The 21274-nt window shown below is 68.3% G+C and carries 20 protein-coding genes; 10 read left to right on the top strand and 10 right to left on the bottom strand.

From position 1 onward, the window contains the following. Positions 1-138 precede the first annotated feature (138 nt). Positions 139-1092, top strand: a complete 954-nt coding sequence (locus tag AB0J95_RS39135) for an NADPH:quinone oxidoreductase family protein (protein ID WP_364769817.1) — start codon at positions 139-141, stop codon at positions 1090-1092. A gap of 59 nt (positions 1093-1151) precedes the next feature. Here AB0J95_RS39135 and mnmA read toward each other — a convergent pair whose 3' ends face one another. The 4 genes from mnmA to AB0J95_RS39115 are packed head-to-tail and all read right to left on the bottom strand — an operon-like array spanning position 1152 to position 5065. Beyond that, on the bottom strand, positions 1152-2234 hold the full coding sequence (gene mnmA / locus AB0J95_RS39130; RefSeq protein WP_364769816.1) for a tRNA 2-thiouridine(34) synthase MnmA: 1083 nt from the start codon (positions 2232-2234) through the stop codon (positions 1152-1154). A gap of 2 nt (positions 2235-2236) precedes the next feature. Beyond that, positions 2237-3418, bottom strand: coding sequence for a cysteine desulfurase family protein (locus tag AB0J95_RS39125; RefSeq protein WP_364769815.1), 1182 nt, complete (start codon positions 3416-3418; stop codon positions 2237-2239). Between the two features lie 28 nt (positions 3419-3446). Then, complete coding sequence (locus AB0J95_RS39120; protein ID WP_364769813.1) at positions 3447-4061, bottom strand: response regulator transcription factor; 615 nt, start codon at positions 4059-4061, stop codon at positions 3447-3449. Then, on the bottom strand, positions 4058-5065 hold the full coding sequence (locus AB0J95_RS39115; RefSeq protein ID WP_364769811.1) for a sensor histidine kinase: 1008 nt from the start codon (positions 5063-5065) through the stop codon (positions 4058-4060). The genes AB0J95_RS39120 and AB0J95_RS39115 overlap by 4 nt, the downstream gene beginning before the upstream one ends. An 85-nt stretch (positions 5066-5150) precedes the next feature. Between AB0J95_RS39115 and AB0J95_RS39110 the strand changes: the two genes are divergently transcribed. From AB0J95_RS39110 to AB0J95_RS39090, 5 genes are all read left to right on the top strand, one after another. Next, positions 5151-5321 (top strand): hypothetical protein, encoded by a 171-nt coding sequence (locus AB0J95_RS39110; protein ID WP_364769809.1) that lies wholly within the window; start codon positions 5151-5153, stop codon positions 5319-5321. Positions 5322-5480: 159 nt separating this feature from the next. Beyond that, positions 5481-5765 (top strand): hypothetical protein, encoded by a 285-nt coding sequence (locus AB0J95_RS39105; RefSeq protein WP_364769807.1) that lies wholly within the window; start codon positions 5481-5483, stop codon positions 5763-5765. Positions 5766-5767: 2 nt separating this feature from the next. Then, positions 5768-6736: a hypothetical protein gene (locus tag AB0J95_RS39100; RefSeq protein ID WP_364769805.1), complete on the top strand. Its 969-nt coding sequence runs from the start codon at positions 5768-5770 to the stop codon at positions 6734-6736. Continuing rightward, positions 6733-7335: a DUF3558 domain-containing protein gene (locus AB0J95_RS39095; protein WP_364769803.1), complete on the top strand. Its 603-nt coding sequence runs from the start codon at positions 6733-6735 to the stop codon at positions 7333-7335. The genes AB0J95_RS39100 and AB0J95_RS39095 overlap by 4 nt, the downstream gene beginning before the upstream one ends. Positions 7336-7569: 234 nt before the next feature. Then, on the top strand, positions 7570-9489 hold the full coding sequence (locus AB0J95_RS39090; RefSeq protein ID WP_364769801.1) for a PQQ-dependent sugar dehydrogenase: 1920 nt from the start codon (positions 7570-7572) through the stop codon (positions 9487-9489). A 133-nt stretch (positions 9490-9622) separates the two neighbouring features. Here the strand turns inward: AB0J95_RS39090 and AB0J95_RS39085 are convergent, their stop codons facing one another. From AB0J95_RS39085 to AB0J95_RS39065, 5 genes are all read right to left on the bottom strand, one after another. Beyond that, positions 9623-11002, bottom strand: a complete 1380-nt coding sequence (locus AB0J95_RS39085; RefSeq protein WP_364769799.1) for an MFS transporter — start codon at positions 11000-11002, stop codon at positions 9623-9625. A gap of 40 nt (positions 11003-11042) precedes the next feature. After that, positions 11043-11861 (bottom strand): lysophospholipid acyltransferase family protein, encoded by an 819-nt coding sequence (locus tag AB0J95_RS39080; RefSeq protein WP_364769797.1) that lies wholly within the window; start codon positions 11859-11861, stop codon positions 11043-11045. Positions 11862-11905: 44 nt separating this feature from the next. After that, positions 11906-12688: a GNAT family N-acyltransferase gene (locus tag AB0J95_RS39075; protein ID WP_364769795.1), complete on the bottom strand. Its 783-nt coding sequence runs from the start codon at positions 12686-12688 to the stop codon at positions 11906-11908. A 215-nt stretch (positions 12689-12903) separates the two neighbouring features. Continuing rightward, positions 12904-13863 carry an electron transfer flavoprotein subunit alpha/FixB family protein gene (locus tag AB0J95_RS39070; RefSeq protein ID WP_364769793.1) on the bottom strand — a complete coding sequence of 320 codons (960 nt, stop codon included), beginning with the start codon at positions 13861-13863 and terminating at the stop codon, positions 12904-12906. 31 nt (positions 13864-13894) lie between these two features. After that, positions 13895-14680 carry an electron transfer flavoprotein subunit beta/FixA family protein gene (locus tag AB0J95_RS39065; RefSeq protein ID WP_364769791.1) on the bottom strand — a complete coding sequence of 262 codons (786 nt, stop codon included), beginning with the start codon at positions 14678-14680 and terminating at the stop codon, positions 13895-13897. 243 nt (positions 14681-14923) lie between these two features. On the opposite strand from AB0J95_RS39065, the gene AB0J95_RS39060 reads away from it, so the two are divergent. Both AB0J95_RS39060 and AB0J95_RS39055 read left to right on the top strand, forming a co-directional pair. Further along, on the top strand, positions 14924-15766 hold the full coding sequence (locus tag AB0J95_RS39060) for a DegV family protein (protein WP_364769789.1): 843 nt from the start codon (positions 14924-14926) through the stop codon (positions 15764-15766). Positions 15767-16035: 269 nt separating this feature from the next. Then, the gene (locus AB0J95_RS39055; protein WP_364769787.1) at positions 16036-18159 is read left to right on the top strand and encodes an EAL domain-containing protein; all 2124 of its coding nucleotides are present in this window, start codon (positions 16036-16038) and stop codon (positions 18157-18159) included. A gap of 22 nt (positions 18160-18181) precedes the next feature. On the opposite strand, the gene AB0J95_RS39050 is transcribed toward AB0J95_RS39055, so the two are convergent. Further along, positions 18182-18913, bottom strand: coding sequence for a peptidoglycan recognition family protein (locus AB0J95_RS39050; protein WP_364769785.1), 732 nt, complete (start codon positions 18911-18913; stop codon positions 18182-18184). A gap of 91 nt (positions 18914-19004) precedes the next feature. Here AB0J95_RS39050 and AB0J95_RS39045 point away from each other — a divergent pair, with 91 nt between their 5' ends. Together AB0J95_RS39045 and AB0J95_RS39040 are read left to right on the top strand one after the other, a co-directional pair. Continuing rightward, positions 19005-19748 carry a class I SAM-dependent methyltransferase gene (locus tag AB0J95_RS39045; protein ID WP_364769784.1) on the top strand — a complete coding sequence of 248 codons (744 nt, stop codon included), beginning with the start codon at positions 19005-19007 and terminating at the stop codon, positions 19746-19748. Further along, complete coding sequence (locus tag AB0J95_RS39040) at positions 19745-21235, top strand: glycoside hydrolase family 57 protein (RefSeq protein ID WP_364769782.1); 1491 nt, start codon at positions 19745-19747, stop codon at positions 21233-21235. The genes AB0J95_RS39045 and AB0J95_RS39040 overlap by 4 nt, the downstream gene beginning before the upstream one ends. Positions 21236-21274 lie beyond the last annotated feature (39 nt).

The following is a 21274-nucleotide window of genomic DNA, read 5'->3' as shown; positions in this document are numbered from 1 at the left end:
GGGTGTTTACCCTGCTCACCGCTCGTGAGGGGGTTCGGTCGTTCTCACGAGGGGTGACGGGATGCACATCGGCGAACTGTCGCCCGTATGAGACAAAGTGATATTCTGTCTCAAGAGACTCAAGGAGGCGTATCCCCAGTGCGTGCAGTGCAGATCACCGAGTTCGGCGGGCCCGAGGTGCTCAACGTGACCGAGGTGCCGGATCCGGTTCCGGGTGAGGGTCAGGTGCTGGTCGAGGTGTCCCGCGCGGGCGTGAACTACGCCGACACGCACCAGGTCGAGGACTCGTACCTGTCGTCGGCCAAGCTCCCGCTGATCCCCGGCGGTGAAGTGGTCGGGACCACCCCCGACGGCCGACGGATCGCGGCGATGATCGGGCACGGCGGGTATGCCGAGAAGGCGCTGGTCCACGAGGCGCTCGCGTTCGACGTGCCGGACGGCGTGGACGACGTGTCCGCGGTGGCGCTGCTCGTGCAGGGTCTCACCGCGTGGTTCCTGCTCAACAAGAGCGTGCACTTCGCGCCGGGCGAGTCGGTCGTCGTGCACGCCGCCGCCGGTGGCGTCGGCAGCCTCGCCGTGCAGCTGGCCAAGTCGATGGGCGCCGGGCGGGTCATCGCGACCGCCAGCACCCAGGACAAGCGCGACCTGGCGCTCTCGCTCGGCGCTGATGTGGCGATCGACCCGGCGACCGAGGACCTGACCGCGGCCATCATCGAGGCCAACGGCGGCAAGCGCGTCGACGCGGTGCTGGAGATGACCGGCGGCCGCGTCACCGACCAGAGCCTGGCCGCGCTGGCGCCGTTCGGCCGGCTGGCGTACTACGGCATGGCCAGCCGCGAACTGCCCAAGGACATCCAGCTCAACGCCCTGATGTCGCACTCCAGCACGGTCAGCGGGTTCTGGCTGGCGCACGCCTTCGCCAACCCCACGCTGCTCAAGCAGGCCTACGCCGAGCTCGCCGCCGAGGTGGCGGCCGGACGGCTGAAGGTCGTCAGCGGCGGCGACTACGCGCTGTCGGAGATCCGTGAGGCCCACGAGGCCCTGCGTGCCCGCAAGACCACCGGCAAGCTGGTCGTCAACCCCAGCAAGTAGTCACACAGACCGCCCTCGCGAGCGCCGCTGACCCCGACGTGTGCCGCTCGCGAGGGCTTTCAGTCCCTTGTGGACGTGATGGTGGCGCTGCCCAGCACCAGATCTCCCTGGTACAGCACGGCAGCCTGACCGGGCGCGACCCCGCGCAACGGCTCGGCCAGCCGGATCACGAGCGAGCCACCGTCCTCAACGGACGCGACAGCGGACGCCGTGCCACCGTGCGCGCGAACCTGCACAACGCACTCGGTCAGCCCGTCCAGCGGCGCCCCCGAAGGCCACACCGGCCGCTCACCGACGATCTCCCGCACCGCGAGGCGTTCCGCCGTCCCGACGCGGACGTTGCCGGACACCGGCTCCAGCGACAGCACATACCGCGGACGGCCGTCCGCAGCGGGCGCGTCGATGCCCAGGCCCTTGCGCTGTCCCACGGTGAACCCGTGCACGCCGGTGTGCATGCCAAGCACCGCACCGGTTTCGTCGTCGACGAGCATGCCCGGCCGCTCGCCGAGCTTCCTGGTCAGGAACGCCTGGGTGTCGCCATCCGGGATGAAGCAGATGTCGTGGCTGTCCGGCTTTTCCGCCACCGACAGACCGCGCTCCGCCGCCTCCGCGCGAACTTCCGGCTTGGTCGAGTCGCCGAGCGGGAACATGGCGTGCCGCAGCTGGTCGTCGCGCAGCGAGGCGAGCACATAGGACTGGTCCTTGTCGATGTCCGCGCTGCGCCTCAGCTCCGGTTTGCCGTCCACAACGGACAGCCGCGCGTAGTGCCCGGTGCAGACCGCGTCGAAGCCGAGCGCGATCGCCTTGTCCAGCAACGCCTCGAACTTGATCCGCTCGTTGCAGCGCAGGCAGGGGTTGGGGGTGCGGCCTGCCGCGTACTCCTCGACGAAGTCCTCGATCACGTCCTCGGTGAACCGCTCGGCGAAGTCCCAGATGTAGAACGGGATGCCGAGCACGTCGGCGGCGCGCCGGGCGTCGTGCGAGTCCTCGATCGTGCAGCAGCCCCGGGCGCCGGTGCGCAGCGTGCCGGGCTTTGCCGACAGCGCTAGGTGCACCCCGGTCACGTCATGTCCGGCGGCGACCGCCCTGGCCGCGGCCACGGCCGAGTCGACACCACCACTCATCGCGGCGAGCACGCGCATGCTCACACCTCCTTCGCAGCCGCTGCGGCGGACCGGCGCATACCGGACAGGCCGGCGTTGCGCGCACGTTCCACGGCCGGCCCGATGGCGGCCGCCAAAGCGTCAACATCATCCTGGGTGGACGTATGCCCGAGGGAGAACCGCAACGAGCCGCGCGCGGCCGCGGAGTCCATGCCCATCGCCAGCAGCACGTGGCTCGGCTGGGCCACCCCGGCGGTGCACGCCGAGCCGGTCGAACACTCGATTCCCTTGGCGTCCAGCAACATCAGCAGGCTGTCCCCCGCGCAGCCGGGGAACGTGAAGTGCGCGTGCCCGGCCAGCCCGGGCGAGCCGTTCAGGATCGCGTCCGGCACGGCCGCCCGCACCTTGGCGACCAGGGAGTCGCGCAGTTTGCCGATCCGGGCCCTGCGCTCGTCAAGGTCTCGCGAGACAGCACGGACGGCTGTCGCGAACGCGTGAATCGCAGGGACGTCAACGGTTCCCGAACGGACATCGCGTTCCTGGCCACCGCCGTGGAGCAATGGCGCGCACGGCACGTCCCGCCCGAGCAGCAGCAGGCCGACGCCGATCGGGCCGCCGATCTTGTGCCCGCTCATGGTCAGCGCGTTCGCCCCGGACTCACCAAAGTGGACTGGCACGGACCCGGCCGCCTGCACCGCGTCGGTGTGGAACGGGATCCCGCGCTCCGCGCACAGCGCCGCCAGCTCGCGGACCGGGTTGATGGTGCCGACCTCGTTGTTCGCCCACATCGTGGTGACCAACGCCACATCGTCGCCCAGCTCGGCTTCCAGCGCCGCGGGGTCGACGCGGCCTTCGCGGTCGACCGGCAGCCAGGTGATCTCGGCGCCGTCGTGCCGCTCCAGCCACTCCGCGGCGTCCAGCACGGCGTGGTGCTCGACCGACGAGACGATCAGCCGGCGGCGCGTCTCGGTGCGCCGCGCCCAGTAGATGCCCTTGACCGCGAGGTTGTCGCTTTCCGTGCCCCCACCAGTGAAAATGACCTCGGACGGGCGGGCGCCGACGGCCTCGGCGATGGACTCACGCGCCTCCTCGGCGACCCGGCGGGCCCGGCGGCCCGACGAGTGCAGCGACGAGGCGTTGCCCGGGATGGACATCGCCTCCGTCATCGCCGCGACTGCCTCCGGCAGCATCGGCGTGGTCGCCGCGTGGTCTAGATAAGTCATCGCACCCGAGTGTATTCGCCATACCGCATCACTCCCCAGGCGACGGCAGGATTCCCCGCGCGATCGCGGCGGTGACCGCGGTGGTCCGGTTGCGGACCTCCAGTTTGTCGAAGATCCGCAGCAGGTGCGTTTTGACCGTTGCTTCCGTGATGAACAGTTCGCGCGCGATCCTCGGGTTCGACCAGCCCGCGGCCAGGCACTTGAGGATCTCGGTCTCCCGCGAGGTCAACGGCGGTTTCCGGTGGGTGAGCCGGGCGGCGACGGCGGGTGCGAGGACGGTCTCGCCTTTGGCCGCGGTGTGCACGGCGCGGATGAGGTCCTGCCGCGACACGTCCTTCAGCAGGTACCCGGTCGCACCCGCTTCGACGGCCCGCAGGATGTCACCGTCCGTGTCATACGTCGTGAGAACGAGGACCTTGCCGGTGCCTTGGGCGACGATCTTGCGCGTCGCCGTGACGCCGTCCATCACCGGCAGGCGGAGGTCCATCAGGATCACATCCGGGCGCAGGCGGGCGGCGGTGTTCACCGCCTCGACGCCGGTCGCGCATTCGCCGACGACCTCGATGGTGGGATCGGTCCGCAACACGGTTCTCAGGCCGTCGCGGACCACGGTGTGGTCGTCGACGAGCAGGACTCTGGTCATGCCGGGATCTCCAGGCTCAGCTTGGTTCCGCTGCCGGGCGTCGAGTCGATCGTCAGCAGGGCACCGGTTTCCTGTGCTCGCGAACGCATTGCCGTGAGGCCGAAGCCTTTTGCCCGCACCGGGTCGAAGCCGACACCGTCGTCGGTGACCTGCAGGTGGACGGTGTCGCCGTAGTGCAGCTTCACCTCGGTTCTGTTGGCCCGGGCGTGTTTGCCGACGTTCGCGAGGGCTTCCTGGACCGCGCGGAGCAGCATCACCTCTTGCGTGGCGGGCAAGGCCTTCGGGCGGCCGGTCAGCGCGAAACACGCGTTTTCCGCAATGGCCAGGCGTTTCAGCGCGTCCGGGAGGGAGCAGGCGCGGAGATCGGGCGGGGCGAGGGCGTCGACCAGGGCGCGGGCCTCGGCGAGGTTGTCCTTGGCGACCCGGCGGGCCTTGGTGATGTGCTCGTTCGCGCCGATCTCGGCCTCGATGGCCTCGAGCTGCAGGAGCATCGCGGCGAACCCCTGGGCGAGGGTGTCGTGGATCTCGCGGGCGAGGCGCTGGCGTTCCTTGATGACAAGCGCCGCGCGGTTGCGGCTCTGCTCGATGATCCTGGTGATCCACAACCCCAGCGCGAGCGACACCACGAGCGTCACGCCGCCGAACACCAGCCCGAACCCCGTGCCGCCCGTCCCCAGCGTCGTGATCACGGCGATGACCACCGCCGTGCCCGCAATCGCTTGCCTGGTGGGCAACAGCGCCCACATCTGCGGGTACAGCGCGAACAGCATGATCGAGCCGATCGGGTTCAACCCATACAGGACGACGGTGAGCGGGGCCGCGCCGAGGATGTAGAGCAGGCCGCGTTCGTTGCGCATCGCCCTCACACCAGTCGCGACATACCAGGCACAAAGCGCCGCCAGAATCGCCATCGAGGTCCAGTCCGGGATCAGCGAGGCCGCCGTGGTGACAGCCAGCAAGGCGAACACCACATGCCAGCCCCTGACGCTGCGCCACTCATCCATGCGCGCATCCTCCAGGGCGGTTCCGGTTCGCGCATCGGGCGATCGGTTGACGCGGCGTGCTTTGCCGGACGGCACCCTCCCGGTTATGAGCCCCAAGACCTCCGCGCAGATCCTCGTCACCCTCTCCCTGGCGTACGGCATCACCATCGGCATCCTCGGCGCCCTCGAGTCGTCCGCTTTGACGACCGTCGCCATCGCGGGCGCCCTCGTCCTCGGCGCCCTGTGGGCCATCCGAGGCATGATCGCCCGATCGTGAGGAACCGATAACGTGGAGTAGCCGTCCGACGGTTGTGCCCTTCTCCCCGCTCCATTCGCCACCCTGTGACGCTCCGCACGGAACTGGGTACGGTTCGTTACCGTCAGACCGGTCGAACGCAACGAACCGAGTGGGGAGCTTGGTGACATGCCCGAACCAATGAACGAGTTCGCGGTCGAACTGACCGAGTTGGAGAAGATCGCGACGCAGAACCTGCCGTCGGTCGCGAACGCATTGCGCGGGCCGGCCACCGTCCTTCTGACACACGAAGGACTGGGCGGGCCCGGCCACTATTCGGCCGTCGACGTGGTGCAGAACGCGTATGCGCATTTCACGGACACCCTCGGCAATCGCCAACGAGTGGGCTGCGATCGCGTCGACGCCACCGCAACGGCGCTTCGCGCGATCGTGGCCGCCTACTGGCACGCAGATGGGCAGGCGTGACAATGGCTGATTGGAAGACAGACGCCGAGCTCTACGACGTGGCCCAGGAACTGGGCAACAAGATCGCCGATATGTACACCGATGCGGGTGTCTGGGTCAGCGCCGGTACGAACGTGAACGCGGTCGTCGAGTCGGTCCGCTTGGACGCCGAGGACTTCATGAGCCTCGACCCGCAGAAGATCATCGACGAGTTCGAACGCATGCAGCGGGCCGCGTCCCAGACCGGCGAGGACGCCGTCGCCAAGGCCCTGCTGGACGAAGCCGGCATCAGGCTGCAGGCGAACTGGAACGGCGAGGCCGCGTTGGCGTTCGGCCATCAGATGTCCTACATCGAGACGTTCATGCAGCAGCAGGACAACCAGATCGGCTTCGCGGCCCACTGCATGGGCACGCTCTACGCACTGGCGGTGAATGCCCGCCGCAGCTACCACGACATCGCGAACGCGACCATCGCTGCCTGCGAGAAGGAGATGAAGGAACAGACCGATCGGGAGAACAAGGCGCTCGTCAGCATCCTCGGCGAGGTGGCCAAGGCGTGCATCGCCGGGTTCACGCGGTTCGAGAGTGCGGGCGAAGTCGTCAAATGGGGCCTGGACGGCTTCATCAGCGCCGGTTCAGCGACGTACCAGGCGGTGATGGAAGGCAGTGAGGCGAAGGAGGTCGTGCAGCGTTACCTGCAGACACGGAACAACCTGCGCGGCTCGTTCGAGGACGGCCTCAACCAGCTCACCAAGTGGATCACCCTCCAGGAAAGCGAACTCGCCAAGGTCCGTGTGCCGCTGCTCGAGCCCCTGCCGCTGTGCATGGACATCAAGGGAGCCGACTTCAGCTACGACAGGTTCTTCAGCACGGAACGGGACCCGGCATCCTTCGGCCCCAAGGTCGAACAGGAACGCGAGAAGCTCAAGAACGAGCAGATCGGCCGCCCGGCTGGGTTGATCGGTAGGCGGCTCGCTGGAGGGGAGTCATGATCAGGCGATGGGCCATTGCCGCGGTGATGCTCGTTGCGGCGTGCGGGCAACAGGAGGATCCGGCACCTCCTCCGCCGACAGGCGCCGAGTCGACGCCGTCACCCCCAACGCCTGCAACGTCCACCACCAGCAGCAGCTCGCAGTCCAGGCCGTCGGTGGCGCCGAAACCGTCCCGGACACTCGATATGCGGAAATACACCACCCAAGCGTGTGACGCACTGACCCAGCAGCAGGTCGCTTCCCTCGAACTGAGCTCATACCAGGTTCTCCGCGCGACAAATCTGTGCCGGTGGTCGTTGGATGGCGGCAAAACGACGTTCGACCTCAGCTTCAACACGGTGATGGATGTGCTCCAGCTCTACTACGACGAAGCCGACAAGCCCTACTGGGTGGTGTTCGAGGCGATCACCGTCGGTGGGTTCCCAGGGGTGAAGCGGCAGGGCGACTCGAAGCCGCCGGTCTACAACTGCCAGGTCTTCGTCGCCACCGGACCCAAGCAGGGAATCGAGGTCCGGGCTGTCAGTACCGGAGTTGCCGCTGACTGGTGTGGCAAGGCGGTCAAGGCGGCGGAGTTCGTGGTGGGGAACCTCGGGACCTGAGGTGTTCACGGTGGGCGATGGGGTGGGTACTGGACGGGGTTGCTGGAAACGTTTACATTGATCGAGCCTCTTCCGCCGCAGGCACCTTTGAGTCCATGACGATCATCGGAGGACCCTGTGGTACCCCTGTCTCGATGGCGGATGGCCGCGTCCGGCTTGGTGGCCGTGGCGATGGCTGTGGCTGTCGCTCCTGCTGTCAGTGCGGCGCCTGTCCTTCTGTCGCAGAACAAGCCCGTGAAGGTGTCGTCGACCGGCGGTGACGCGTATGCGGGCAAGAACGCTGTTGACGGCAGCACGTCCACGAGGTGGGCCAGTCAGAAGAACATCGACCCCGCGTGGATCTACGTGGATCTGGGCGGGCCGTCGACGGTCTCGTCGGTCAAGCTGACGTGGGACCTGTCGTGTGCGAAGTCCTACCGCGTGGAGTTGTCGAACGACGCGAACACCTGGAACAGCATCTACAGCACCACCACCGGCGATGGTGGAGTCGACGACCTCGCGATCGGTGGTGCCGCGCGGTATGTGCGCGTGTACGGGACCGTGCGGTGCCGCACTGGTTCGGCCTACGGCTACTCGCTGCAGGAGTTCCAGGTGTACGGCACGTCCGGTGGCGAGTCCGAGCCGCCGACGACGCCCACCAACCTCAAGGCGAGCGACGTGACCTCGACGAGCGCGAAGCTCACGTGGACCGCCTCGACCGACAACGTGGGTGTGGTCGCCTACGACATCTACAACAACGGCCAATTGGTCACGTCGGTGAGTGGGACATCCGCCACGCTGACCGGGTTGACGCCGAACAAGGACTACGGCTTCTACGTCAACGCGCGTGACGCGGCGGGCAACGTCTCGCAGGCGAGCGAGACCGTGGCGGTGCACACGCCGCCGAAGGAGGTCGACCCCATTCCGCCGAGCGCGCCGGGCAACCTGAAGGCCACGGCGACGACCGCGAACAGCGTCACGTTGTCCTGGAACGCGTCCACCGACAACATCGGCGTGGTCGGCTACTACGTGTACTCCAGCGGCCAGCAGGTCGGTTCCTCGACGACCACCACCGCCACGATCGACGGCCTGAAGGCCAACACCGACTACAGCTTCACGGTCAAGGCCTACGACGACGCCGGAAACCTTTCCGACGCGAGCAATTCGATCACCGCGCGGACCAAGACCGGCGGCGACGTCATCGGTGAGGTCAAGCAGATCACCACAAGCACCGACGTGCCTTGGGGTCTGGACTTCCTGCCGGACGGCTCCGCGCTGTACAACGAGCGGGACACGCACAAGATCACCCGCGTCACCCCGTCGGGCACCAAGACCACGGTCGGCACCGTGCCCAACGTGTCCGGAACGGACGGTGAGGGCGGTCTGCTCGGCCTGCAGGTCTCGCCGAACTTCAACTCCGACCACTGGTTGTACATCTACCACACCAGCCCGAGCGACAACCGGATCGTGCGGATCAAGTACGAGAACGGCGCCCTGGGCACCGAGCAGGTGCTGCTGACCGGGATCGTGCGCAACAAGTTCCACAACGGCGGCCGGCTGCGGTTCGGCCCGGACGGCAAGCTGTACGCCGGCGTGGGCGACGGCCAGAACGGTGACCGCGCACAGGATCTCAACTCGATGAACGGAAAGATCCTGCGGCTCAACCCGGACGGCACCGTGCCGTCGGACAACCCGTTCCCCGGCAAGTACATCTTCAGCTACGGCCACCGCAACATCGAAGGCCTGTACTTCGACTCGCAGGGCCGGCTCTGGGAGGCCGAGCTCGGCAACTCCATCATGGACGAGCTGAACCTGGTCAAGAAGGGCGGCAACTACGGCTGGCCCAAGTGCGAAGGCACGTCCGGCGACTGCGGCAACTCCGCGTACATCAAGCCGATCCGCACCTGGAGCGTCGCCAACTGCTCGCCGGGCGGCCTCGGGATCGCCAACGACACGCTGTTCGTGGCGTGCCTGCGCGGCGAACGCCTGTACCGCATGAAGATCACCGGCAGCACCACGGACACCCCGGTGGCCTACTTCCAGGGCACCTACGGTCGCTTGAGGACAGTGGAGCCCAGCCCCGACGGCGGCCTCTGGCTGACGACATCCAACGGCGACAAGGACAGCACCGGAAACAACAGCAACACCAAGATCCTGCACGTCGCCCTGAACTAGCACTGAACTAGCACTGAACTAGCACTGAACAAAATGGACACAGCAGCCGCCCGGGGGCTTACCCCCGGGCGGCTGGACACCCCTCGTGCACGGGTGTCGGAGCGGAGAAACCCGGTGCACGAGGGGTGAGTCATCAGGTGGCGGTACCCCCAGGGACGGCCACCCGACCGGGTCGGACCAGTAGCACACCGAGCAACGCGACCCCGGCCATGGCGAGGTCCAGCACCACCATGGCTGGGGTCGGGTGCTGCGGTGAGGCGAGCAGGGCCAGCAGAACCCCGCCCACGCCAACGAAAACGGCGCTGAAGACGCGTTCGGAGACCTGCAGCGACGCCGCGTTCGCGCCCTGCTCGTTCGGCTCGGAGAACCGGATCGTCAACACACTCAGGCTGGAGTAGGCGAAGCCCATTCCAGCGCTGGCGATCACCCAAGCCACGTAAGTGAACCAGCCCCATCCCGGCAGCGAGCTGACCACGACCATCGCCGCGGACCCGACCGCGAGCAGGCCCAGTCCCCACCGCACGAACACCCACCGCGAGACATCCACGTTGCGCGCCGGGATGAACGCGGTCGCCGACCACGCCAAAGCCCCGAAGGTCAACGGAAGCCCGGCGGTCAACGGCGTGAACCCTTGCACGGCGGTCAGGTTCAGTGTCACGTAGACCTCAATGGCGGTGTAAGCACCCGCGAGCAGACCACGGGCCAGAATCGTGACCGGCAGCCCACGCCGGGCCCGCAACGTCCCGGACGGAAACAGCCGCAACAAAGAAGGCGCGAGCACGGCCAAACCCGCGATGCCCAGAACCAAAGAAGACACCGAAGGATGCTCAGCGGCCCAAGCCAGCGCCGAAATCCCCACGGCCGCAACAACAGCGGACACAGCGAGACCGCGTTTCCCAGGCCCCGCGGGAGCCCTTTCCGGCAAACGCCGGACCGCGGGCAACAGCAAAGCCGCACCCGCCAACGAAAACGGCACGAGCCCCAGGAACACCCACCGCCACGAAGCCTGCTCAGTCACCAAACCGGCAGCGGCGGGACCGACCAGGGAGGGCAGTACCCAAGCCGTACTCAGCAACCCGAACACCGCCGGTTGCGACCGTTCCGGGTACACGTACGCGATCATCACGTACATCGCGACCGACTCGGTGCCGCCGCCGAGTCCCTGCAGCGCACGCCCGATCAGCAACATCCACATGGAGCTCGCCGTGCCCGCCACGACCAGCCCGAGCAGGAACAGCGAAACCCCGGTGTACAGCCCGAAAGCCGGGCCACGGGTGTCGCACAGGCGCCCGGCCAGGACGTTGGCGATCAGGCTGGTCACCAGGAACACGGTGAACGGCCACGAGTACAGCGCCTCGCCGTGCAGCTCGGCCACCATCCGCGGCATGGCCGTGTTCACGCCGAGGTTCTCGAACGCGACCAAGGTCACCAGCAGGGTCATCCCGATGGACACCGCGCGGTAGTCGGGTGTCCACAAAGCACTTCCCCGCTGGCGAACCTCGGTCGACGTCACGCGTCCGAGTGTGCAACCTCAAGTGCGTTGGAGGTCAACCTCAGCCGACCGGGAGGGTGGGGTGCTCGAACTCGGGCAGTGTCTGCGTGCGGCTGAGCACCTCGCGCACCGCCGTCTGGGTGATCTCGGTCAGCTCGCGGCGATCCTTGGCGCGCGACGGCTCGATCGGGTCGAGCACGTGCACCTCGAGCACCAGGCCGCGGGTGCGGGCGGTGCGCTTGAGTGAGGTGATCAGGGTCTCGTCACCGATGAACGCCGGTGCGGTGGTGTCCCGGCCGTCCTCCAGCCGGTAGCGCAGCACGAACGGGATCACCGGCACGTCGGCGTCGATCGCCGCCTGGAACATCGCCGGGCGGAACCGGCCGCGGGCCAGGCCGCACCAGGTGGTGCCCTCCGGCGAGACGTTCACCAGCGAGCCGCCGCGCATGGCCTTCATCAGCTCGTCCACCGCGTCCGGCAGCGCGCGGAGGCTTTCGCGGTCCAGGTAGACCGAGCGCGCGGCGGTGGACAGCTTGCCGATGATGGGCCAGCCGGCGACCTCCTTCTTGGCCTGCGCGCGCATCGGCTGCACCGCGTTGACGGCGACGATGTCCAGCCACGAGATGTGGTTCGACACCACCAGGCCACCGCGCCCGGCCTCGGCGAACTCATGCAGGACGTGCGCGCCGTGCACCTCGAAGCGGATGCCGAAGGACTTCGCGATGCCGCGGAAGAACCACCGGACCACGCTCTCGCGCGTCTTCTTGCTGTAGAACGGCATGCCCATCGCCAGGAACGGGCCGGTCAGCAGCACGGCGATGGCTCGCCAGAGCCGCGTCGTGCGCCGGATCCGCCCGACCGTGGGCACGTGTCCAGACATGCAGCTCGTGCCACACGGTGACTCCGGCTGCCAGAGGTGTCCCCTCACCCTTGCTCCCCCAGGAAGAACTTCACGTATCGCGGATCAACCTTCTCGATGTCGAGAAGGACGAACAGGTCGGCGACGCCGAAGTCGGCGTCCAGCGCGGGTGGCCCGCAGACCCACGCGCCCAGCCGCAGGTACCCCTTGAGCAGCGGCGGGACCAGTGTGCGCGGCGCGGGACGGATCCCGTCCGGCTGCCACGGGTGCAGCGGGCGCACCCGGTACTCGGGCGGTGACAAGTGGTTGTCGCGCACCATGTTCCAGACCGCGGCGGCCAGGTTGCCACCGTCGGCGAGCGGCACCGAGGCGCAGCCCGCGAGCATCGTGCGGCCGGTGAGCAGCATGTACCGGGCGATGCCGGCCCACATCAGGCTCACCACGGCGCCGGTGCGGTGGTCGGGGTGCACGCAGGACCGGCCGGTCTCGACCACGCCGGGCAACAGCGTCGCCAGCGCGCTGAGGTCGAACTCGGTCTCCGAGTACAGCTTCCCGGCCTGCGCGGCCCGGTCCGGCGGCAGCATCCGGTAGGTGCTGACGATCTCGCCGGTGCGGTCCTCGCGCACCACGAGGTGGTCGCAGAACTCGTCGAACTCGTCGATGTCCAGGCCCGGTGTGGGCGAGTGCAGCGTGGCGCCCATCTCGCCGGCGAACACCTGGTGCCGGAGGCGCTGAGCGGCGACGACCTCGTCGCCCTCTCTCGCCAGCAGCATCGAGTACCGGGGGGCGTCCTCCGCCAGCTCGGTCCCTGCGGTGGCGGTACTGACGAGCACCTGCGCCTGAGTCATGGCACTCGTTCTACCCGCGCCAGATGACCTTCGACAAGCCGACTTTCTGACTCATCAGTGGAAAATAGGTGAATACCCTGAGACGGGGTCACCCTGAAGGACGACGCCGCGAGCAAGATCACTTTAAGCGAGGAGCGGGAATAAAAAGAGGCGTGCGCGGAAAGACGAACTTCCCGCGCACGCCCGATGACCTGCTGTGTCGATCTGTGGACCAGTCAGCCCTTGCGCTTGGCGACCTCTTCGGTCAGTTGCGGCGCGACCTGGAAAAGATCACCGACGACACCGTAGTCGGCGATTTCGAAGATCGGCGCCTCGGCGTCCTTGTTCACCGCGATGATCGTCTTCGAGGTCTGCATTCCGGCGCGGTGCTGGATCGCACCCGAGATGCCCAGCGCGATGTACAGCTGCGGGGACACCGTCTTGCCGGTCTGGCCGACCTGGAACTGGTGCGGGTAGTAGCCGGAGTCGACCGCGGCACGCGACGCGCCCACGGCACCACCGAGCGCGTCGGCGAGCGCCTCGACGACCGAGAAGCTCTCCGCGCTGCCCACACCACGGCCGCCGGACACGACCACCGAGGCCTCGGTGAGCTCCGGGCGGTCGCCACCGACGACCGGCTCGGTGCCGGTGATCCTGGTGGCCTTGGCGGCGTCGACCGCGGGCACCTCAACGGTTTCCTCGGCCGCCGCACCGTCCGCCCGCTCCGGCTCGACCGCGCCCGCGCGCAGCGAGATGACCGGGACACCCTTGGTGGCCTTGGCCTTCGCGGTGAACGCGCCACCGAACACCGAGTGCGTGGTGACGCCCTCGCCGTCCACGTCGACCGCGTCGTAGAGCAGACCGGAGCCCAGCCGGATCGCCAGGCGCCCGGACACCTCCTTGCCCTCCGCGGTCGCGGCGACCAGCACGGCCGCCGGCGACGTCTGGGCCACCAGGGCGGCCAGGACGTCGACCTTCGGGGTCACCAGGTAGCCGGCGGCCTCGTCGGACTCGGCCACGTAGACCTTGGCGGCACCGTAGGACGCCAGCGCGTCCTTGATCTTGCCGGCGGTGCCGGGCGTGCCGACGACGACGGCCGACGGCTCACCGAGCCGGCGAGCGGCGGTGAGCAGCTCGAACGTGACCTTCTTGACCTCGCCGTCGAGTTCGTCGACGAGGACCAGAACCTCTGCCATGACTTGGTTTCCTCCTCGCTCGTACGGCTCGTCAGATGAGCTTCTGGGACACGAGGTACTCGGCGATCTTGGAACCGCCGTCGCCCTCGTCGGTGACCTGCTGACCGGCCGAGCGCGGCGGCTTGGGCGCGGACTCGGACACCGCCGTGAACGCGTTCGCCAGGCCGACCTCACCCGCGTCGATGCCGAGGTCCGCCACGGTCAGCGTGCTGACCGGCTTCTTCTTGGCGGCCATGATGCCCTTGAAGGACGGGTAGCGCGGCTCGTTGATCTTCTCGCCGACGCTGACCACCGCGGGCAGGCTCGCCTCGAGGAAGGTGCGGCCGGTGTCGGTCTCGCGCTCCACCTTCACGCTCGTGCCGTCGATCTCGACCTTGCGGGCGTGGGTGAGCTGCGGCAGGCCGAGCAGCTCGGCGAGCATCGCGGGGATCGCGCCGCCGACGCCGTCGGTCGACTCGTTGCCGGCGATGACGAGGTCGTAGCCCTCGATGGTGCCGATCGCCTTGGCGAGCACCTTGGCGGTCTGGATGATGTCGGCGCCGTGCAGCGACTCGTCGCTGACGTGCACGGCCTTGTCCGCGCCCATCGACAGGGCCTTGCGGATCGCGTCGGTGGCCCGCTCGGGGCCGGCGGTCAGCACCGTCACCTCGCCGCCCTGCGCCTCCTTGATCTGCAGGGCCTCCTCGACGGCGCGCTCGTTGATCTCGTCGAGCACGGCGTCAGCCGACGCACGGTCCAGAGTGTGGTCAGCACTCGCGAGCCTGCGCTCGGAGTAGGTGTCGGGCACCTGCTTGACCAGGACAACGATGTTAGGCATGGGTCTTCTTCGACCTCCCACGTACTGCTGTCTGTGCTGATAGAGAGACTCCCATGTCGACCCACCCCCGGCATGGTGGCCTGCGACACCCAGCTATGTTACTAACGAGTAGCATAGCTTGTGTGAATGGTATGGCGTGACAGTACTCACCCGACCGCTTGACGTGCGATGGAAACGGTTGGGCGCAGTGAAGGACCAACACGGTTGCGTCCATCCGGGTGATAACCATTAGTCTGGCTTCCTATGCACGGCCGTGTAGCAGTAGTGACCGACTCGACCGCTTGCCTTCCCCCGGATCTGGCCAGGCAGTGGGGGGTGTCGATCGCCCAGATCCAGATCCGGATCGGTGACCACGTCGCCGAGGAGGCGTTCGTGCCCAACGAGCACCTGGTGCACGCCCTGAAGAACCGGACGCCCGTGCAGACCGCGCCACCCGACCCGGCCACCTTCTACCGGCTGTACCAGCAGGTGGCACAGAGCGCCGACGCGATCGTGTCGATCCACGTGTCCTCGCGCATGTCCGAGACCTGCAAGGCGGCCAGCCGCGCGGCGGCGCAGATGCGCATTCCCATCCATATCGTGGATTCCGCGACCTGCGGGATGAGCTTGGGTTATGCCGTGCTGGCGGCGGCCCGCGTGGCGGGCGCGGGCGGCAACCCGCGCCGGGTGATCGACGCCGCGGTGAAGCGCTGCCGGGCCTCGTCCGAGCTGATCTATGTGGACACGCTGGAGTACTTGCGGCGCGGGGGAAAGATCGGCGCCGCGGCCGCGCTGGTCGGCAACGCCCTGTCGCTCAAGCCGGTGCTCACCGTGCATGAAGGCGAGATCGCGCCACAGGACAAGGGTTTCGGCTCGGAACGGGCGCTGCGCCGGATGGTCGAGACCGCGGTCTCCCGCGCGGGCGACGGCATGGTGGACATCGCGGTCGAGCACTTCGGCAACATCCCGCGCGCCACAACGATCCTGGACGAGCTGAAGCCGCGGTTGCCGCAGGCGCGCGAGGCCGTCATCACCGAGGTCTCGTCGGCGATCGGCGTGCACGTCGGCCCGGGCGCGGTCGGGATCACGGTGTCCCGCGCCGAGTGACGAAGGTCACTCAGCGTCGATGACGTGCCCACGGCGGGTTCCTGTCAGTTCCTACTGTGGCGCAGGAATTTCCCACACCTGGTCTCATCAGGCGCGATTCACTCACACCGGCAGTACACGTTTTATTCACCCGATCGAGGGAACCGCTCCCAGGTTCGGCCGATCTTGACCGGAAATGGGTACGCTCGCCGCCACGGAGTGGCTGCAACCCCAGTCACACCAAGACGTTTCCCCCAGACTTCAGTCCCCAGAAACACTGGGCAGAGGACATGACCTCACCGCTCCACGACGCGCCTGAGCCCGCCAGACCGGCGGCCGACCATGCCCGGGCCCGGTCCAGGGTCGCGCGCAAGTGGGCGTACCTGATCAGCTCCACCGCGTACCTGCCGATGTCCCAGCCGGAGATCGACGCGGCGATGCGCGAGATGGTCGAGACCGTGTTCGACGCGGCGCTGAGCGAGCCGTTCGACCCGGAGAAGGTGCTGGGCGTGGGCGCCCGCCTGGTCCAGATGCGCTGCACCGGCCCGATGAGCCTGCGGCGGTCGGTGGACGTGCTGGGCAAGGCGTTGCTGACCGAGCAGGAGCTGATCCGCCGCGACGGGCGGCACATCGACCGCGCCGTGCAGGTCCTCGGCGTGCTGACCAACGACTACACCGAGGCCGCCCGGCAGTTCGTGTTCAAGCAGCAGGAGGACCTCAAGGACGCGCTGCTGCGCGCGGGCGCGGACCGGCAGCGGCACCTGCGGGCGGCCGAGGCGCGGTTCGACGCGGTGATGGCCTCCAGCTCGACCGGTATCGCGGTGCTGGACCTGCACGGGGCGTTCCTGCGCTGCAACGAGGCGCTGACCGTGATGCTGGACCGGTCGGCCGAAGAGCTGGCGGCGCTGACGTTCTACGACGTCGTCGACCCGGACGAGGTGCCGTTCATCCAGGCGGCGGCCAAGGACCTCGTGGACGGCTGGATGGAACGGCTGCACCAGCAGCGGCGGCTGATCCGCAAGGACGGCGAGGCGGTGCGAGCGTCGGTGCGGCTGACCGTGCTGCGGGATCCGGCGCAGCTGCTGGTGACCGTGCACGACGAGACCGAGATGTCGTTGCTGCAGGCCCAGTTGAGCCACCAGTCGCTGCACGACGTGCTGACCGGCCTGCCGAACCGGCAGTACTTCACCACGCGGATGGAAAGCGTGCTGCGCCAGGCGAACCCGAAGACCGGCGCGACCCTGTACCACCTGGACCTGGACGCGTTCTCGATGATCACCGACGGCCTGGGCCGCAGCGTCGGCGACCGGGTGCTGATGAACGTGGCGCAGCGGCTGAAGGCCGTGGTGGCCGGGGAGAACGCGATGGTCGCCCGGTTCGACGGCGACGAGTTCGCGATCCTGGTGGAGAACTCCGACACCACACCGGATGTGGTGGCCACCATCGCCAGCATCAACACCGAACTGGCCGAGCCGATCTACTTCGAGGGCCACGGGGTCGCCGCCTCGGCGAGCATCGGCGTCGTGCACCGGCCGCCCGCCGACGCGGACGTCACCGAACTGCTGCGCACGGCCGACATGACGTTGCGGCGCGCGAAGGTGAACGGCCGCCGCCAATGGGGTCTGTTCGACCGCGACGCCGACCGCCGCGACCGCGAACGCTTCAGCCTCACCGCGGAGATGCCCGGCGCGTTGGAACTCGGCGACATCACCGTGGCGTGCCGTCCGCTGGTGCGCCTGTCCGACGGCGTGCGGATCGGCTTCGAGGGCATGCTGCAGTGGAAGCACGAGACGGCTGGCGTCATCCCGCACACCGCCGTACTCGATCTCGCGGAGCACACCGGGCTGATCATCCCGTTGCGGGACACCCTGTTCGACGACGCGTGCACCCAGGTCCATTGGTGGAACACGGAGTTCTCCCGGACGTCGCCGCTGGTCATCGACCTCACCCCGAACCAGGCCTGCGACCCGGACCTGGTCGGCGCGGTGCTCACCACCCTCAACGACACCGGTCTGGGACCCGACCTGCTGGAGGTCGGCATGCCCGCCCGGGTCCTGCTGGCCGACCGGGGCGAAGCCGTCGACAACTTGAAACTGCTGGCGGAGAACGGGATCGGCACCGCCGTGCACGACTTCGGCAGCGCGGCGGGCGACATCGAGTGCCTCGAGGACCTCCCCGTCCAGGCGGCCCGGATCTCCCGCCGGCTGGTGGACCGGCACGCGTCGGGCAAGTCCGCGCTGATCGGCCAGGCCCTGATGGATCTCCTCGACGTCGCCCACGCCGCCGGCGTTCAGGTCACCGTCGACGGCATCGAGACGCCCGAACAAGCCGCCTGGTGGCGCGCGGCAGGCGCCGACCACGCTGTCGGCTCCTACTACGCGGGCCCCGTCGACCTCCGCGACCTCGAGCCCTAGTCACCCCTTGTGAGTGCGGCCGTCAGAGGAGCTTTTTGGCGTTGGCGCGGATCTGGGGCAGCTGGGGGTAGAGCAGGTTGCCTGGGCATTCGGTTTCGGCCCAGTCGCGGTGACCGGACAGGCTCGGCACGGTCGCGGTCTTGTTGTTGATCGGGTTGGTGTACTTGATCGTGGCAGTCGGGTCGAGCTTGCTGAGCGAGCAGAGGACGGCGGCGGTGCGGGTGAGGGCGTCCAGGGCGGCTTGGGTCGGCTGGACCGTGCTGAGGTTGTGCAGCAGGCAGATGCCGACGTTGGCCGCGTTGTAGTTGACGACGTGGGCCGCGTTCACGGCCAGGCCACTGGGGTTGAGCACCGGCACGCAGTCGGTACCGGAGTAGCGGCCTTCGTAGACCACGCCGTTCCAGTCGATCAGCAGGTGGTAGCCGATGTCGCCGTAGCCGCTGGTGACGGCGTGGTTGTAGTAGATGTCGCGGACGGCGGCGACCGGGTCCTTGCCGTCGTCGTACCCGGCGTGGTGCACGGTGACCGCCTGGATCTTGTAGAACTCCGCGGGCCAGATCTCCTTGCCCGCGCTGTCGAACCGGTGGTTCTCGTTCGCGCCCCAGCCGGCCCGGCTGCGGACGGTGACCGCGAGGTCCGGCCGCGCCCGCAGCTCGACGTCCGGCCCGCAGGCCGCGGCCTGCGCGGTACCCCCGAACAGCACCGTTCCCGCCACCCCGGCGGCGCCGGCCAGCATGGATCGACGTGTGATCATGGTGGATCCCCACTCTGTGCTAATACTCGTCACTCCCTGTGCACAAACTACCTTGCACGAAGGTCGGCGTACTCGTGGGTAGGCTGCCGGGGTGACGGCTGATCCTCTCCCGCTGACGGGTGAACGGACCGTGCCCGGTGTCGCCGAGGAGAACTACTGGTTCCGGCGACACGAGGCCGCGTACTTGATCCTGGCCTCGTACTGCCGGGACGCGGTCGTCCTGGAGGCCGGGTGCGGTGAGGGATACGGCGCCGACCTGCTCGCGGGCACGGCGAGGACCGTCATCGGGCTCGACTACGACCTGCTCACGACCCAGCACGTGGCCCGCGCGTATCCGCGGGTGCAGGTTCTGCGGGGCAACCTGGCCGGCCTGCCGCTGGCGTCGGCGTCCGTCGATGTGGTGGCGAACCTGCAGGTCATCGAGCATCTGTGGGACCAGCCCGGGTTCCTGGCCGAGTGCCTGCGCGTGCTGCGGCCGGGTGGGCGGCTGCTGATCACCACGCCGAACCGGATCACCTTCTCGCCCGGCCTGGACAAGCCGCTGAACCCGTTCCACACCAGGGAGCTCTCCGCCGCTGAGCTGACATCGTTGCTGGTGGACGCCGGTTTCCGGATCGAGCTGATGGCCGGGTTGAGCCACGGTCCGGCGATCCGCGAGCTGGACGCGCGGTTCGGGTCGATCATCGAGGCGCAGGTGCGGGTCGCGGTCTCCGGCGGCGCCTGGCCTGAGGACCTGCTCGGCGCGGTGAAGTCGATCACCAGCCAGGACTTCGTGCTCGCCGCGTCCGATGTGGACAACAGCCTCGATCTCGTCGGCGTGGCGGTCAAACCGTGAGGGGCACGTTCTGCATCGTCCTGCACAGCCACCTGCCGTGGCTGGCGCACCACGGAACCTGGCCGGTCGGCGAGGAATGGCTCTACCAGGCGTGGGCGCACTCGTACCTGCCGGTCGTGGACCTGTTGCAGCGGTTCGCCGACGAGGGCCGGCGGGACATGCTCACCCTTGGCGTCACTCCGGTTCTGGCCGCGCAGCTCGACGATCCGTATTGCCTGCGCGCCTTTCACGACTGGCTGGGCAACTGGCATCTGCGGTCCCAGTTCGCCGGGACCCGGTGGCGCGACCCGGTGCTGCGGGACCTCGCGGCGGCCGAGTTCCAGACGTCCGCCCGGGCCTTGGAGACGTTCGAAACCCAGTGGCGGCACGGGTTTTCGCCCGTGCTGCGGCCGTTGGCCGACTCGGGTGTGATCGAGCTGCTGGGTGGCCCCGCCACGCACCCGTTCCAGCCGTTGCTGGAGCCGCAGGTCCGCGACTTCGCGTTGCGAACCGGGTTGGACGACACCCAGTCACGGATCGGCCACCGCCCGGCCGGGATCTGGGCGCCGGAATGTGGCTACGCGCCAGGGATGGAAGTCGGGTACGCGGCCGCGGGCGTGCAACGGTTCCTTGTGGACGGTCCTTCGTTGCACGGAAACACCGCCGCGGCACGGACTGTGGGTGACTCGGATGTCGTGTGCTTCGGCCGCGACCTCGAAGTCACCTACCGCGTCTGGTCGCCGAAGGCCGGGTACCCCGGGCACGCCGACTACCGTGATTTCCATACGTACGACCATCCTTCCGGGCTGAAGCCGTCCCGCGTGACCGGCAAGCAGGTCCCGCCTGAGGAGAAGCAACCGTACGAGCCCGCGCGTGCTGCCCTTGCGGTACAACAACATGCGCAGGACTTCGTGGACACGGTTGTGCGGCGTTTGGACGGTCTGCCGCCGGATTCCCTCGTGGTGGCGGCTTATGACACCGAGTTGTTCGGGCACTGGTGGCACGAGGGCCCGGCGTGGCTGGAAACCGTGCTGCGCAGCCTGCCCGAGGCCGGGGTCCGGGTGACGACCCTGCAGGGCGCGATCGAGGCCGGGCACGTGGGTTCGCGGGTGGACCTGCCCGCTTCCTCGTGGGGCAGCGGAAAGGACTGGCGCAACTGGGACGGCGAGCAGGTCGCCGACCTGGTGGCCATGGGATCGTCGCTGCAGCACGACCTTCTGTCTGTTGTGGACTCTTTCCCGCGCGGGTACCGGAGTTCCGCGGCCGACCAGCTCGTTCGCGAGGCCTTGCTCGCGTTGTCCAGCGACTGGGCGTTCATGGTCACCAAGGACTCGGCCGCCGACTACGCGCGGCGACGGGCGAAGGTGCACGCGGAGCGGTTCGGCGAGCTGTCCGAGCTGCTTCGGCTGGGCCACTTGGACCGCGCTACCGCCCGCGCCGGGCAGCTGCGGGCGGAGGACTACCTGTTCGGTCACCTGGACGCCCGAGGTCTACCAAGCACTTGTTAGGGGTACCGGTGAGTAGGTCCGGGACCGGGGATGCGAGGA

It is taken from the genome of Actinocrispum sp. NPDC049592 (assembly GCF_040675465.1).
Lineage (GTDB): Bacteria > Actinomycetota > Actinomycetes > Mycobacteriales > Pseudonocardiaceae > Kibdelosporangium.
The sequence above is the reverse complement of the archived record's forward strand: the minus strand, read 5'-3'. Positions and strand labels throughout refer to the sequence as shown.

What these genes read in the sequence shown, in the direction of transcription:
- AB0J95_RS39065 (WP_364769791.1), bottom strand. Translation starts at nt 14,680, where the DNA reads ATGCCTAACATCGTTGTCCTGGTCAAGCAGGTGCCCGACACCTACTCC.
- AB0J95_RS39050 (WP_364769785.1), bottom strand. Translation starts at nt 18,913, where the DNA reads ATGATCACACGTCGATCCATGCTGGCCGGCGCCGCCGGGGTGGCGGGA.
- AB0J95_RS39055 (WP_364769787.1), top strand. Translation starts at nt 16,036, where the DNA reads ATGACCTCACCGCTCCACGACGCGCCTGAGCCCGCCAGACCGGCGGCC.
- AB0J95_RS39095 (WP_364769803.1), top strand. Translation starts at nt 6,733, where the DNA reads ATGATCAGGCGATGGGCCATTGCCGCGGTGATGCTCGTTGCGGCGTGC.
- AB0J95_RS39115 (WP_364769811.1), bottom strand. Translation starts at nt 5,065, where the DNA reads ATGGATGAGTGGCGCAGCGTCAGGGGCTGGCATGTGGTGTTCGCCTTG.
- AB0J95_RS39125 (WP_364769815.1), bottom strand. Translation starts at nt 3,418, where the DNA reads ATGACTTATCTAGACCACGCGGCGACCACGCCGATGCTGCCGGAGGCA.
- AB0J95_RS39060 (WP_364769789.1), top strand. Translation starts at nt 14,924, where the DNA reads ATGCACGGCCGTGTAGCAGTAGTGACCGACTCGACCGCTTGCCTTCCC.
- AB0J95_RS39120 (WP_364769813.1), bottom strand. Translation starts at nt 4,061, where the DNA reads ATGACCAGAGTCCTGCTCGTCGACGACCACACCGTGGTCCGCGACGGC.
- mnmA (WP_364769816.1), bottom strand. Translation starts at nt 2,234, where the DNA reads ATGCGCGTGCTCGCCGCGATGAGTGGTGGTGTCGACTCGGCCGTGGCC.
- AB0J95_RS39100 (WP_364769805.1), top strand. Translation starts at nt 5,768, where the DNA reads ATGGCTGATTGGAAGACAGACGCCGAGCTCTACGACGTGGCCCAGGAA.
- AB0J95_RS39075 (WP_364769795.1), bottom strand. Translation starts at nt 12,688, where the DNA reads ATGACTCAGGCGCAGGTGCTCGTCAGTACCGCCACCGCAGGGACCGAG.
- AB0J95_RS39105 (WP_364769807.1), top strand. Translation starts at nt 5,481, where the DNA reads ATGAACGAGTTCGCGGTCGAACTGACCGAGTTGGAGAAGATCGCGACG.
- AB0J95_RS39080 (WP_364769797.1), bottom strand. Translation starts at nt 11,861, where the DNA reads ATGTCTGGACACGTGCCCACGGTCGGGCGGATCCGGCGCACGACGCGG.
- AB0J95_RS39110 (WP_364769809.1), top strand. Translation starts at nt 5,151, where the DNA reads ATGAGCCCCAAGACCTCCGCGCAGATCCTCGTCACCCTCTCCCTGGCG.
- AB0J95_RS39070 (WP_364769793.1), bottom strand. Translation starts at nt 13,863, where the DNA reads ATGGCAGAGGTTCTGGTCCTCGTCGACGAACTCGACGGCGAGGTCAAG.